The 13,734-nt window shown below is 65.9% G+C and carries 10 protein-coding genes; all 10 read right to left on the bottom strand.

All coding sequences use genetic code 11. The features are described 5' to 3' along the window. Positions 1-34: 34 nt before the first annotated feature. The gene (locus tag LJX93_RS04035) at positions 35-1,447 is read right to left on the bottom strand and encodes a heavy metal sensor histidine kinase (protein WP_033701246.1); all 1,413 of its coding nucleotides are present in this window, start codon (positions 1,445-1,447) and stop codon (positions 35-37) included. Further along, the gene (locus tag LJX93_RS04040; RefSeq protein WP_033701245.1) at positions 1,422-2,096 is read right to left on the bottom strand and encodes a heavy metal response regulator transcription factor; all 675 of its coding nucleotides are present in this window, start codon (positions 2,094-2,096) and stop codon (positions 1,422-1,424) included. The genes LJX93_RS04035 and LJX93_RS04040 overlap by 26 nt, the downstream gene beginning before the upstream one ends. Before the next feature lie 9 nt (positions 2,097-2,105). Next, the gene (locus LJX93_RS04045; protein WP_227696768.1) at positions 2,106-5,198 is read right to left on the bottom strand and encodes a multidrug efflux RND transporter permease subunit; all 3,093 of its coding nucleotides are present in this window, start codon (positions 5,196-5,198) and stop codon (positions 2,106-2,108) included. Next, a complete protein-coding gene (locus tag LJX93_RS04050; RefSeq protein WP_227696769.1) occupies positions 5,195-6,358 on the bottom strand; it encodes an efflux RND transporter periplasmic adaptor subunit in 1,164 nt (387 codons plus the stop codon). The genes LJX93_RS04045 and LJX93_RS04050 overlap by 4 nt, the downstream gene beginning before the upstream one ends. A gap of 422 nt (positions 6,359-6,780) precedes the next feature. Then, positions 6,781-7,515 carry a YkgJ family cysteine cluster protein gene (locus LJX93_RS04055; RefSeq protein ID WP_033701242.1) on the bottom strand — a complete coding sequence of 245 codons (735 nt, stop codon included), beginning with the start codon at positions 7,513-7,515 and terminating at the stop codon, positions 6,781-6,783. Beyond that, the gene (locus tag LJX93_RS04060) at positions 7,512-7,823 is read right to left on the bottom strand and encodes a hypothetical protein (protein WP_033701241.1); all 312 of its coding nucleotides are present in this window, start codon (positions 7,821-7,823) and stop codon (positions 7,512-7,514) included. Before LJX93_RS04060 ends, LJX93_RS04055 begins: the two co-directional genes overlap by 4 nt. Positions 7,824-7,911: 88 nt before the next feature. Further along, positions 7,912-8,811 (bottom strand): chemotaxis protein, encoded by a 900-nt coding sequence (locus LJX93_RS04065; protein ID WP_033701239.1) that lies wholly within the window; start codon positions 8,809-8,811, stop codon positions 7,912-7,914. 118 nt (positions 8,812-8,929) lie between these two features. After that, positions 8,930-10,114: an HlyD family type I secretion periplasmic adaptor subunit gene (locus LJX93_RS04070; protein WP_227696771.1), complete on the bottom strand. Its 1,185-nt coding sequence runs from the start codon at positions 10,112-10,114 to the stop codon at positions 8,930-8,932. After that, positions 10,111-12,273, bottom strand: a complete 2,163-nt coding sequence (locus tag LJX93_RS04075; protein WP_047582717.1) for a type I secretion system permease/ATPase — start codon at positions 12,271-12,273, stop codon at positions 10,111-10,113. Before LJX93_RS04075 ends, LJX93_RS04070 begins: the two co-directional genes overlap by 4 nt. Further along, positions 12,270-13,706, bottom strand: a complete 1,437-nt coding sequence (locus LJX93_RS04080) for a TolC family outer membrane protein (RefSeq protein WP_033701236.1) — start codon at positions 13,704-13,706, stop codon at positions 12,270-12,272. Before LJX93_RS04080 ends, LJX93_RS04075 begins: the two co-directional genes overlap by 4 nt. Between the last annotated feature and the right edge of the window lie 28 nt (positions 13,707-13,734).

Raw genomic sequence — 13,734 nt, forward strand, 5'->3', positions numbered from 1 at the left:
GTTGCGCAAAAGGTAACGATCATGCGGCGAAAGCTCAGGCTTCTGCGGCAAACCCGCGCAGTTGAGCGCTTGGCAGGCGAATGCCGAAGGTGTTGGCGCCTGCTTCGCTGCGTACAAAAACCTCGCCGCCATGCATCAACGCAATCGCCTTGACGATAGCCAAGCCCAAACCATGGTTGCCACCCCCACTGTTGCTGCGCGCTGCATCCACCCGATAGAAGCGCTCGAACAGCAGCGGCAGGTGTGCGTCTTCGATCGCCGGCCCCGGGTTGCTCACGGCGATGCTGACCTGGCTCGGCCCGCTGTCGATCCGCACCTGGATCACCTGGTTGGGCGCGGTGTGCTGCACGGCATTGTTCAGCAGGTTGATCAGCGCCCGGCGCAGCTGGGCTTTCTCGATGGGCGCCTGGGCATCGCCACTGACCGCGACGCGGACCTGTGCGTCTTCGAGGATGTAGTCCAGGTAGTCCAGCGTGGTCGCCACTTCCTCGGCCAGCGAGGCTTGGGTCAGTGCGGTGGCCTTGCTGCCCTGGTCGGCGCTGGCCAAAAACAGCATATCGTTGATGATGCTGCGCAGGCGCTCCAGCTCTTCGAGGTTCGATTGCAGCACTTCGAAGTAGTGCTCGGCGCTGCGGCCGCGGGTCAGTGCCACCTGGGTCTGGCCAATCAGGTTGGTCAGCGGCGAGCGCAGCTCGTGGGCGACGTCGGCGTTGAACGCCTCCAGCCGTGAGTAGGCCTGGCTGACCCGGTCGAGCGCGGCGTTGAAGGCCCCGGCGAACTGCGCCAGTTCCGGGGCCAGGTCGTGGGTTTGCAGGCGCCCGTCCAGGCGTGGCGGCGCCAATGCCTGGGCTTCGTTGGACAGTGCCAGCAACGGGCGCAGGCCGATGCGTGCCACCCAGTAGCCGAGCACCGAGGCCAGCAGCACGCCGAGCACCGCCAAGCCAACGATGGCCACCAGCAAACTGTGCTGCGCCTGCCAGAAGGTCTCGGTGTCGATGCCGATCAGAAAGCGCAGCGGTGGGCGCTCAGCCAGCGCCGGCAACTCGCTGACCAGCACCTTGTAAGGGTAGGGCTGGCCGGGCAGGCGCAGGTCGCGCATGCCCGGCGGGCCTTCGGCAAATGCGCGAACCAGCTCGCTGGGGTGGCCATAGTCGTAGGCCGGGTCGCTGCTGACCACCCAGAAGCGGATGCGCTTGTCCTCTTCACTGAGCAGGTTGAGCTTGTTGCTGACCTTGGCCCAGTGATCGGCCGTGCCGAAACGGTTGAGGGTGGACTCCAGCACACTGAAACGCGCATCCAACTCGGCGGCCGGCAGCAGGTCGAGGCTGCGATCGACCTGGCGGTACAGCGCCGTACCGATCAGCAGGAACACGCTCACTGCCACCAGGATGAACAGCACCGACAGGCGCAGTGCGATGGAGTTAGCCCGCACGGTTTTCCAGGACATAGCCCATGCCTCGGATGGTGTGCAGCAGCTTGTGGTCGAATGGCCCGTCGAGCTTGGCGCGCAGGCGTTTGATCGCCACTTCGACGACATTCGCGTCACTGTCGAAGTTGATGTCCCAGACCAGCTCGGCAATCGCGGTCTTGGACAGAATTTCGCCCTGGCGGCGGGCCAGCACGCTGAGCAGCGAGAACTCCTTGGCGGTCAGGTCCAGGCGTTGGCCGGCCCGGCTGGCCTTGCGTGCCATCAGGTCGATCCACAGGTCGGCGACCTGTATCTGCAGCGGTTCGTGGCTGCTGCTGCGGCGGGTCAGGGCCTGCAGGCGGGCGACCAGTTCGAGGAAGGAAAAGGGTTTGCCCAGGTAATCATCGGCCCCTTCGCGCAGGCCATGGATGCGGTCTTCGACCCGCTCGCGGGCGGTCAGCATGATCACCGGCGTCTGCTTGCGCGCCCGCAAGGCGCGCAGCACGCCGTAGCCGTCCAGGCCCGGCAGCATCACGTCGAGCACGATTACCGCATAGTCACCTTCCAAGGCCAGGTGCAAGCCGTCGATGCCGTCACGCGCCAGGTCCACGGTAAAGCCTTGCTCGCTGAGGCCGCGATGCAGGTAATCGGCGGTTTTTTCTTCGTCTTCGATGATCAGCACACGCATGGTCTTGTCTCAACTGGCACTTGGCGCGGCCGCGTTGGCGGCCCGACGGCGATGGAACAGGCGCTCCAGGGCCAAGTATATGACTGGGGTGGTGAACAGCGTCAGGGCCTGGCTCACCAGCAACCCGCCGACCACGGCAATGCCCAGCGGTTGGCGCAGCTCGGCACCGGCGCCGAAACCGAACATCAGCGGCACCGCGCCGAGCAGCGCGGCCAGGGTGGTCATGATGATCGGCCGAAAGCGCGTCAGGCAGGCCTGGTGGATCGCCTGCTCGGGCGTCATGCCGTGATGGCGCTGGGCTTCAAGGGCGAAGTCGATCAAGAGGATGCCGTTTTTCTTGACGATGCCGATCAGCAGCACCACGCCGATCAAGCCCATGATGCTGAAGTCCTGGCCCATGGCCCAGAGCAGGATCAGCGCGCCCAGGCCCGCCGAGGGCAGGGTCGAGATGATGGTCAGCGGGTGGACAAAGCTCTCGTAGAGCACCCCGAGGATGATGTACACCGCCACCAGGGCGGCGAGGATCAGCCACGGCTGGCTCGACAGCGAGCTCTGGAAGGCCTGGGCCGCGCCCTGGAAGTTGCCGCTGATCGAGTCGGGCATGCCCAGTTCGCGCTGGGTGCGCTCCAGGATGCTCACCGCATCGCCCAAGGCCACGCCCGGGGCCAGGTTGAACGACAGGTTGGCAGCCGGGAACAGCCCATCGTGGCTGATCGACAGCGGCCCGGTGCTGGGCGCGGCAACGTGGGCCACGGCGGACAACGGCACCATCTCGTTGCTCAGGGGCGAGCGCAGGTAGAAGTAGTTGAGGCTCTCGGCCTTGCCACGCTGGCGCGCGTCCAGTTCGAGGATCACTTTGTACTGGTTGGTCTCGGTCTGGAATTCGCTGATCTGCCGTTGGCCGAAGGCGTCGTACAGTGCCTGGTCGACGTCGGTGGTGGTCAGGCCGAAGCGCGCGGCGGCCTGGCGGTCGATGTCGATGCGGGTGACGCTGGCCCCCAGTTGCAGGTCGTTGGACAGGTCGCGCAGTGCCGGGTTTTCACGCAGGCGGTCGGTCAGGCGCTGGGTCCATAGGTTCAGTGCCACGCCGTCGTTGCTCTTGAGCACGTACTGGTACTGGGTGCGCGACGGGCCGGAACTGAGGTTGATGTCCTGGCCGGCGCGCATGTACAGGACGATGCCCGGCACCTGGGCGAGCTTGGGCCGCAGCCGGTCGATCAGCTCGCTGGCCGAGACATCGCGCTCGCCGCGAGGCTTGAGGGCGATCCAGAAGCGGCCATTGGCGATGGTCTGGTTGCTGCCGGTGACGCCGACTGAGTGCGAAAATGCACGCACGGCCGGGTCAGCCTCGATGATCTTGGCCAGGGCCTGGTGCTTTTCGATCATCGAAGGGTACGACACGTCCGCTGCCGCTTCGCTGGTGCCGAGAATGAAGCCGGTGTCCTGCAGTGGGAAGAAGCCCTTGGGGATGGCCACGTAACCCACCACGGCCAGGGCCAGAGTGAGGCCGAACACGCCGAGGGTCAGGCGCTGATGGGCCAGGGCGTGGTTCAGGCCTTTTTCGTACCACCTCACCAGGCGCTCGCCAAAGCCGCCGTGCTGCTCGCCGGCCGGGCGGCGCATGAACAACGCGCAGAGGGTGGGTGCCAGGGTCAGCGAGACCACCACCGAAATCAGGATGGTGGCCGTGGCGGTCAGGGCAAACTCCTTGAACAGGCGCCCGACCACCCCGCCCATGAACAGCAGCGGGATGAAGGCGGCAATCAGCGAGAAACTGATCGACACCACGGTGAAGCCGATTTCGCCGGCGCCCTTGAGTGCCGCCGTGCAGCTGTCGTCCCCCGCTTCGAGGTGGCGGTGGATGTTTTCCACCACGACGATGGCATCGTCCACCACAAACCCCACCGAAATGACGATGGCCACCAGGGTCAGGTTGTTCAGGCTGAAACCGAGTACGTACATCAGCGCGCAACTGGCAATCAACGACACCCCGAGCACGCTGGACACCACCAGGGTCGCCGACCATTGACGCAGGAACAGCGCCATGACCCCGATCACCAGGGCCACAGCGATCATCAGGGTCAGCTCCACTTCGTGCAGCGAGGCGCGGATGGTTTGGGTGCGGTCCTGCAGGACCGACACCTCGATCGAAGCCGGGAGCATTTCCTGCAGCTTGGGCAGGGCCGCCAGCACCCGGTCCACGGTGTCGACGATATTGGCGCCGGGCTGGCGAAAGATCACCAGGTTCAGCCCAGGCTGGTCGCCGGACCAGGCCTTGACGTAGGCGTTTTCGGCGCCGTTGATCACCTTGGCCACGTCGCGCAGGTGCACCGGCGCGCCGTCGCGGTACGAGACGATCAGTTGGGCGTAGTCCTCGGGGTGGAACAGCTGGTCGTTGGCCGCGAGAGTCGACACGCTGTGCTCGCCGTACAGCGCGCCCTTGGCCAAGTTGAGGCTGGTCTGCTGGATGGCCAGGCGCAGGTCGGCGAGGGTCAGGCCGATGGCTGCCAGCTTCTCCGGTTGCGCCTGCACGCGGATGGCGGGGCGCAATTGCCCGGTGATATTGATCAGGCCGACCCCGTCGATCTGGCTCAGTTGGCGTGCCAGCAGGGTTTCGGTGTAATCGCTCAGGTCATTGCCGGGCATCTGGTTCGAGCTGACAGTCAGCACCAGCACCGGGCTGTCGGCCGGGTTGACCTTGCGCCAGGTCGGCGGGTTGGGCAGGTCTTGCGGCAAGCGGGCAGTGGCGGTGTTGATCGCGGCCTGGACTTCCTGGGCCGCCGTGTCGATGTTCTTGTCGAGGGTGAACTGCAGAATCAGGTTGGTCGACCCCAGCGCGCTGCTGCTGGTCATCTGGGTCATGCCGGGGATGGCACTGAACTGCACCTCCAGCGGCGTGGCCACCGACGAGGCCATGGTTTCCGGGCTGGCCCCTGGCAACTGGGCAGTGACCTGAATGGTCGGGAAGTCGGCCTCGGGCAGCGGTGCCACCGGCAGGCGGGGGAAGGCGATGGCCCCCAGCATCACCAGAGCGAAGGTCAGCAGCAAGGTAGCGATCGGGTGGTCGATGCACCAGGCCGAAACCCCGTTGCGCGCGTTCATGGCTGGCTCCGGCCGTCGGCCATTTCTGCGGGGGCCGGCGCATCGGTGGTGACTTCGACCCGCGACCCAGGCTTGAGCCGCGACTGGCCGTCGAGCACCAGGCGCTCGCCTGCCTTGACCCCGGCGATGACATTCAGCCCGCTGTCCTGGTACAGCACGTTGACCGGCACGCTGGTCACCTTGTCACCGTCCAGGCGGTACACGAAGTGGCCGTCGACGCCGCGCTGCACTACGGGGGGCGGCACCACCAGGGCATTCTCCTGCATTGCCGTGCGCAAGCGAACGGTGACCAGTTGGCCGGGCCACAGGCGCCCATCCTTGTTGTCGAATTCGGCCTTTACCCGCACCGTGCCCGTGGTCGCCGAAATCTGGTTGTCGATCAGCGCCAGGTGGCCTTCACCGAGCAGGCTGCGTTCGCCGTCGGCGTCCATGTAGGCCTGCACCAGCGCCGGGCTGGGCGCCTTGAGCAGGCTTTGCAGGGTGGGCAGCATCTGTTGCGGCAGGGCGAACTCGACGGCGATCGGGTCGATCTGGGTCACGCTGAACAGGCCCTGGGTGTCGCTGCTGCGTACCAGGTTGCCGGGGTCGACGTTACGGATACCGACCCGGCCGGTCACCGGTGAGCGGATCTGCGTGTAGGACAGTTGTACTTCGGCGTTGGCGATGGCGGCCTGGTTGCCCTTGACCGTGGCCTGCAACTGGTTGACCAGGGCCTGCTGCTGGTCGAGGGTTTGCTTGGATACCCCGTCATCGGTACTCAGCAGGCGGTAGCGCTTGAGGTCGACACCGGCGACCTGGATCTGCGCCAGGCTCTGCCCGAGCTGCGCGCGCGCCTGGTCGAGGCTGGCGCGGATCGAGCGGTCGTCGAGGGTGGCCAGCAGGTCGCCTTCCTTTACCCATTGGCCTTCCTTGACCAGCACCTGGGTCAGCACGCCTTCCACCTGTGCGCGGATTTCGACGCTGTGAAGCGACAGCACCGAGCCGATGGCGCTGGCATAGCGCGGCACGTCTTGTTGGGTGACGCTGACCACGCGCACGGGGATCGCTGCCTGGGCGCGGGGGGCGGGCGCTGGTTGACGCTGACTGAACCAGACGCCCAGCGCTACCAGAATGAGCAGCGCCAAGGCGGCAAGGGTGACAGAGCGGGACGGACGTCGCATCGGGGGCGGGCACCTTGGCCAGAAGGGGGAGACGGTTGTCTGTACTCAAGCTTATAGCCCCCGGAGAGGGTCGGCAGCATGACGGCTGGCTGACAGCGGTGACAGTTTCGGGTTTGGCGACGGTTTTGTGGTGGGGCGGAAATCGAGCGCCGCCCGCGCGGCGCTTCGCGGGGCAAGCCCGCTCCCACATCTGTTTCGGGCCAGTCTCGCCTGTGAGATAGGCGCGCGCCCCCTCGTTTATACGACACGACATTGGGGTGGACGCCAAGAGGGACGCGCGCCAATGCTTCAGGAATAATTGGCCCGAAACAGATGTGGGAGCGGGCTTGCCCCGCGAAGCGCCGCGCGGGCGGCGCTCGATCTCGAATCCGTCACAAGGCCCAAGCCATGCACCCGGCCCCCCCGCAATCCGCGTTACCCCGTCAAAACCCAATAAACGCGTAATAAACCGGCGTTTCAGAGGTCGTGCTCAGCCCAACCCCCCGCAAACTGGCCGTCAACGCTTCATCCTGCACATGCAGCGTCCACCGCGCCCCATTATCCTCCGGCACCTGCGCCAACGCTGTCGCAAAAGCCCCCATCTCCGGCAAATAAGCCGTAAACCCGTTCCCTTTCAGCGCACTGGTAGTCATGCCCAACGCCTGGCAAACCGCAACCTTGGCCGCGATGTCATCACGATCCGCCTGGCGCGAAGCCTCCACCAGCGCCGCCAGCCCCGCGTCGGCCAGCTGGCTGCCATGAATCAGCGCCGGCCCCTGCTGCCAAGCCTCGGTCGGGCAGTCCTTGTTCTCGGGTCGCAGCGGAATATGCGGGTTGATTTCCACCGGGTAGATGCGACAGACCAACGGGCGCGCGTCGTAAATGGTGCACAGGTCATTGTCGTCGAGGTTGCGACAGCGCCCCGGGTTGAAGGCCGCGAAGGTCACTGAGACGCGAGCGACCGTGTCGCCGCAGGCCACCGGGTGGGAGCGGCGCAGCACATGCTCGCGTTGCTCCTCCGGCATGCCCGGGCCATCGGCCACGAAGGCTTCTATCAATACCACCACCTGGCCCCCAGACGCCGCCCATTGGCGCGCCTCGTCGAGGGTCAGCGGCACATGGTGGCCGGTGCAGCACTTGCCGCAGCCGGTGCAGGCGAAACGCAGGTTGTCGGTCACTTGGCTTCCGGGTTCCATTCGCTGACGAACGCGCGCTGGTGCTGGCGGTCGTAAAGGCACAATTCGGTGCCGCTACGTTGCTGCATGTGCTTTTGCGGGTAGACGCCTTCGATCAGCAGGGCACTCATGCCGACTTGGTCGTCGAATTCGGCGGGCTTGCCGCGCGCATGGGCGTCCTTGAACTGGCTGGCGGCAAGGCACGCCTTGAGCATCTGCTGGCGCTGCTCGTTCCAGGCCTGGCTGCTGGAGGCCTGGGCGACACCGCTGAACAGCGCGCAGGCGACTAGGAGGGAGCTGAAAAACTTCATACGCGATTCCGGCAAATATCTTCCGAGGGGAGCGAATTATGCCCGAGTCATCCCCGACGGCAAGCCGGGGAGTTTGTCGCTTGATGTATCAACGCTCGGCAAACACCACTGCCCGCGCCGCCACCACCAGGCAATCGGTCAGCTCCGGCGAGGAGAATTTGGTAAGGATGGCATTGGCCCCCGCCAGCCTGGCTTTTTCGCTGCTCATGGCGCTGTCAAGCGAGGTATGCAGCAGGATATACAGGTGCTGAAAATCGGGCGTTTCACGCAGGGTACGGGTGAAAGCATAGCCGTCCATTTCGGACATCTCGATATCGGAGACGATGATGTTGATCTCCTGCGCGGTGCCCTGCAGTTCCAACAACACGTTGATGGCGTCCTTGGCACTGCGTGCGGTATGGCATTCGATGCCCAGGTTGCGCAGGGTGTGCACCGACTGCTGCAAGGCCACTTGGCTGTCGTCCACCACCAGGATGTTGGCGGCGGCCAGCAGGCTCGCGTCTTCTTCGGTCAGTGCGCCGTGCTGTGGCTCGGCGGCAGGCGGGGCGATGGCATGGATGACCTTCTCGATGTCCAGTACCTGCACCAGCGCGTTGTCGACCCGGGTCACGCCGGTGATGAACGAGCGGTTGCCCGAACCGAAGGGCGGCGGTTTGATGTCGGTGCTCAGGCAATGCACGATGCGGCTCACGGCCTGTACATGCAGGCCCTGGCGCGAGCGGCTGATCTCGGTGACGATCAGGCAGCCGCCGTCCGGGTCGGCCAGCGGGCGCTCGCCGATGGCGCGGGACAGGTCGATGACCGACAGCGAGTTGCCGCGCAGGGTGGCCACACCTTTCACATGGGGGTGCGATTCGGGCAGCTTGGTCAGTGAAGGGCAGGGGATGATCTCGCTGACCTTGAGCAGGTTGATTGCCATCAGCTTGCCGCTGCGCAGGGTGAACAGCAGCAAGGACAGCGAATCCGCGCGGGCATTTTGCGTGGCCATGGTGACCTTCGTGGGAATAGGGGGATAACGGGTTATCGGCGTATTTGCGTCGGGCTTTAGTGGGCGTGTTGTCGATGCCTGGCCTGATAGAGCGGGGGGGCGCAAAGCGCCCCCACGATTACCGTTCGCGCAGGGCTTCCTTGGCCCGGTTCAACGGCTTGATCAGGTAGTCGAGGATGGTCTTCTCGCCCGTGCGGATATCCACCGTGGCAATCATCCCGGGCACGATCGCAAAGTGCTTGCCGGCCTTGTTCTGCAGGCTGTCCTGCTCGGTGCGGATAAACACCCGGTAGTAGTAGATCTCCGGCTTCACCTCGTCCTGCAGGGTATCCGGCGAGATGCCGACTACTTTGCCTTCCAGCCCGCCGTACACCGAGTAGTCATAGGCACTGATCTTGACCTTGGCCGCCTGGTCGGGGTGGATGAAGGCGATGTCCCGTGGTGCAATGCGGGTCTCGATCAGCAGGCGCTCGTCCATCGGCACGATCTTCATCACTTGCCCACCGGGCTGCACCACACCGCCCAAGGTATTGACCTCGATGTCCTTGACGATGCCGCGCACCGGTGAGCGCAGGGTCAGGCGCGTCAGCGAGTCGCTGCGCCCGCGGATCACCTCGGATAGGCTGTCGGCCTCGGCGCTGGCCTTGGCCAGTTCCTCGCGTGCACGCACCAGGTAGTCGGAGCGCGCTTCGTTGGCCTTGAGCTGCAGTTCCGAGCGCTGGCGGTTCAAGCGGATCACCTCGACCCGGCTCGAGGCGCCCATCTTCGCCAGGTTCTCGGTGATCTTCAGCTCGCTGCGCACCAGTTGCAGCGAGTCCTCGATACCGGCCAGGGTCTGCTCCAGGCCACGGCGACGTGTCTGGTACAGCGCGGTCTCGGCGTCGATCAGGTCGGGTGAGTCGCGCAGGCTGTCGGGGAACACCAACGGCTTGCCGGTCACCTCTGCCTGCAAGCGGGCCTGGCTGGCCTTGGCCGCCCGGTACTTGGCTTCACTTTCGCCGACGCTCGAGGAGGTCTTGGTCGGGTCGAGCTGGGCCAGTACCTGCCCGCGGTCGACCAGGTCACCTTCGGCCACGCTCATCTGCGCGACGATGCCGCCCTCGAACGACTGGATCACCTGCTCGCGTGAACTGGGGATCACCTTGCCGGTGCCGGTGGACACTTCGGTCACCTCGAACCAGGCCGCCCACGCCAGGAACGCCGCCAGCATCAGCGCACAGAGGGTGATGATGCGGCCGGCGCGGAACACCGCCTGGTCGTCCTGCCCGTCCAGGTAGGACGCCGGGAGTTCATGGTTGCTCATGCCTGGGCTCCTTGCAGTTTCGCCAGCGCGGCATCGCGTTTGTCGTCGATGACGATGCGCCCGCCATCGAGCACGAGGATCCGGTCGACCCGCTGCAGCACGCTCAGGCGGTGGGTGGCGATCACCAGGGTGCGGCCCTGGCAGAAGCGTTCGAGGTTATCCAGCAGCTTGCGTTCGGTCATGTCGTCGAGGGATGCGGTGGGTTCGTCCAGCAACAGCACCTGCGGCTGGCGCACCAGCAGGCGTGACAGCACCAGGGCCTGGCGTTGGCCGCCGGACAGGCCCACGCCGCCTTCCAGGATCAAGTGGTCCATGCCTTTGGGCAGCCGCCGGACAAAGTCCAGCGCCCCCGTGGCGGCCAGGGCGGCGACCAACTCCTGATCACTGGCCTGGCCGGCACCCAGGGTGAGGTTTTCCCGCAGGGTGCCGTGGAACAGCCGCGAGTACTGCGGCAGCAGGCCGACATCGCGGCGCAGGTCGGCAGGGTCGAGGTGGGCCAGGGCAATGCCATCCAGGTTGATTTCGCCCTGGACCAAGTCCATGGCACCGCCCAGGGCCTGCAGCAGGGTGGATTTACCGGCACCGTTACGGCCGAGCACGGCGATGCGTTCACCCGGCTGGATGTCCAGCTGGGCGATGCTCAGGACGGGCGGGGCCTCCGGGCTGTAGCGGAAGTTGGCCTGGCGCAGCTGATACTCGCCGCGGATGGCCGGCAGGTGCACGCGGGCTTCGTTTTCGGGGTGATCGACCGGTGACTGCATCAACTTGTCGAGGCCTTGCAGGGCCACCTTGGCCTGCTGCCAGCGAGTCAGCACATGGGTCAGTTGTGCCAGCGGCGCCATCATGCGCGACGACAGCATCGACGCCGCCACCAGGCTACCGGTGGTGAGGTCGCCGGCGATCACCATCGGTGCGCCGATGACGATGACCACCGCAAACACCGCACCCTGCACGTTCTGCGTCCAGGTCACCAGGCCGTTGGTCAGGGTGCGCAGGCGCAGGTTGGTGTGGGCGCAGGCGGCGTTGTACTGGTTCCATTGGCGCTCGAAGCGTGCTTCGGCTTGCAGTGCCTTGATTTCGTCCAGGCCCTGGATGCTCTCAACCAGCATGGCGTTACGCAGCGCCGACTCACGCATCGAGGCATTGGCCAGACGGGCCAGGCGCCGTTGCGCGAGCAGGCCGGGCAGGACCATGGCCAGCAACGCCACCAGCGGGATGAACACCAGCACGCCGCCGATCAGCCAGAACACGAACAGGAACAACAGGAAGAACGGCAGGTCGGCCAGGGCCGTGGCGGTGCTCGAGGTGATCAGGTCGCGGATCGACTCCAGCTCGCGTAACTGCGAGATGAACGAGCCGGTCGACTTGGGCCGCACCGAATTGCGCAGGCGCAAGGCATGCCCATAGACCAGGTCGGAGACGCGCAGGTCGGCGCGCTTGCCCAGCAGGTCGGTCACCTTCAGGCGTAGCAGGCGCATGCTGAAGTCGAACACCAGCGCCAGCACCACACCGCCAAACAGCACGTACAGCGTGGGCAGGGACTCGGCGGGGATCACCCGGTCGTACACCTGCATGGAAAACAGCACGCCGGCCAGGGCCAGCACGTTGGCCACCAGCGAGGCGACCATCACCTGCCCATACGGGCGCAGGTCGCGCAACACGATGCGTGCGAACCAGTGGCGGTCGTAGGGGGCGGTGTAGTCGTCGGTGCGCACATCGCGCAACGGCCGCGCCGGGCGCAGCAGGGCAACCCGGGTGATGCGCCCTTTGAGGGTGTCGCGTGGCAGGCGTGAGGTCAGCCCCTGGTCACCGGCGAAGACTACCGCCAGGTCGTCCTCTTCGGTTACCGACTCGACCACTGCCAACTGGCCGTCGTCGAGTTCCAGTACCAGCGGCGTGCGCCATTGCCGCAGGCCTTTGGCATCGAAGCGCACGAAGCGCAGCGCCAGCCCGGCCTGGCGGGCCATGTGGCGAAGAATTTCATCCAGTGGGCGGGCATCTTCGACGGCCGCCAAGCGTATGCGTTGCGGCGACACGTCCAGGCGGTAGTGGTGCGCGACCTGGAGCATGACCTCAAGCCAAGGCCCCAGGTCTGGCCGTTGCTGGGCCGTTTGCTCCGGGGGCTGGCTGGGCAGGGTCACATTGACGGATTCGTTCATGGCTGGATCTCCACACCTTGCAGGTTACGCCCCTCGAGCCCGAAGGCCGTGCGCAGGGCGCCGGTGTTGTAAAGGCAGTCGACATCCAGGCGCAGCAGGTCGGAGCGGGTGCCGGCGAGTTCGAAGCGTGACTGGTAGATTTCCTGCTCGGCGTTGAGCAGGTCGAGCAGGGGCCGGGTGCCCAGGTCCAGGTACTGCCGGCCGTACAGCATGCGGGCTTCCTGAATGCTGACCTGGCGGGCCTCCAGCGAACTGAGCCGACGGCCCAGCCCTGAGGTCTGCGCCATGGCCTCGGCCAGGCCGCGACGGGCCTGCAGGCGGGCGGCATCCTCGGCCGAGTCGGCGGCAGTCAGCGCATGGCCGGCGGCGCGGCTGCGGGCGCTGATGGCGCCACCCTGGTAGATGGGCACCTCGACGTTCAGGTAGATGCCTGCCTGGGTGCGGTCCATGCGTGAGTTGTCGCGGTCGTAGTCGTTGTCCAGGTAGTGGTTGATCTGCGGCTGCAGCGACACGGTGGGGTAGGCTTCGGCCTTCGCCTGGGCCAGTTCGGCCTGGCCTTGGGCGCGTTGGGCCAAGGCCATCAGCACGGCGGGCAAGCGGTCGTCGCCTTGTGCCGGGCGCTTGCAGGCCTGGTTCAGCTCGGGTGGCGATTCCTCGGCAAGCGCCGGTGGCGTGACCCGCCCCAGCAACGATGCCAGGGTCGAGCGCCAGCGTTCGTACTGTGACTGGTATTCCTCCAGGGTGGCGCGGGCGCTTTCCACGCGGGACTCGGCCTGGACCACGTCGGAGCGGGTGCTGGCGCCCATGTCGCTGCGTTGGCGAGCCATGCCGGCGATGTCGCCCACCCCGCGGATCTGGTCGCGGGCAATGGTGATCAGTTGTTCGTAGCGGCGGGTTTCGACCCAGGCATAGGCGGTGTCGCGGGCCAGTTCGTCGACCACCAGCAGGATATTGGCTTGGGCGCGGGCGGCGGCGGCCTGGGCAGCGCTGACGGCGCTGTCGACCTTGCCGAAGTCGTAGAGCATTTGCTTGAGCGACAGGTTGAGCGCCTGGCTGTTGCGGTCGCCGCCGTAGCCGGTGTCATAGCCAGTGCGCACACCGCCGGAAATCTGCGGGTAGTAACCGGCGCGGGCAACATTGATGCCTTCGCCTTGCTTGTAGAGGTTGCCGATGGCCTCGGCGATGCTGGGGTGCCATTGCGCGGCTTGCAGCACCGCTTCGGTCAGGCCAAGGCGGTCGCCATTGGCGACGGGGGCCATGCCGATGGCAGGGCGGGCGGGCACTGCATCGGGCGCATCACGTAACAGTGATGGCCCGATCTGGCGCAGTTGTGGGTCGATGTCATCGGCCGCCTGGGCAGCCGTGTTGAAGTTCAGGGCCAGGAGCCCCAAGGCTCCCAGCAACAGCGGTGACAGCGGACTGCTTCGCTTCACATAGTTCCCTTACTGCTGTTCCGTCCTT

The sequence above is a fragment of the Pseudomonas sp. HN2-3 genome (assembly GCF_020691745.1).
Classification (GTDB): Bacteria; Pseudomonadota; Gammaproteobacteria; order Pseudomonadales; family Pseudomonadaceae; genus Aquipseudomonas; species Aquipseudomonas capeferrum.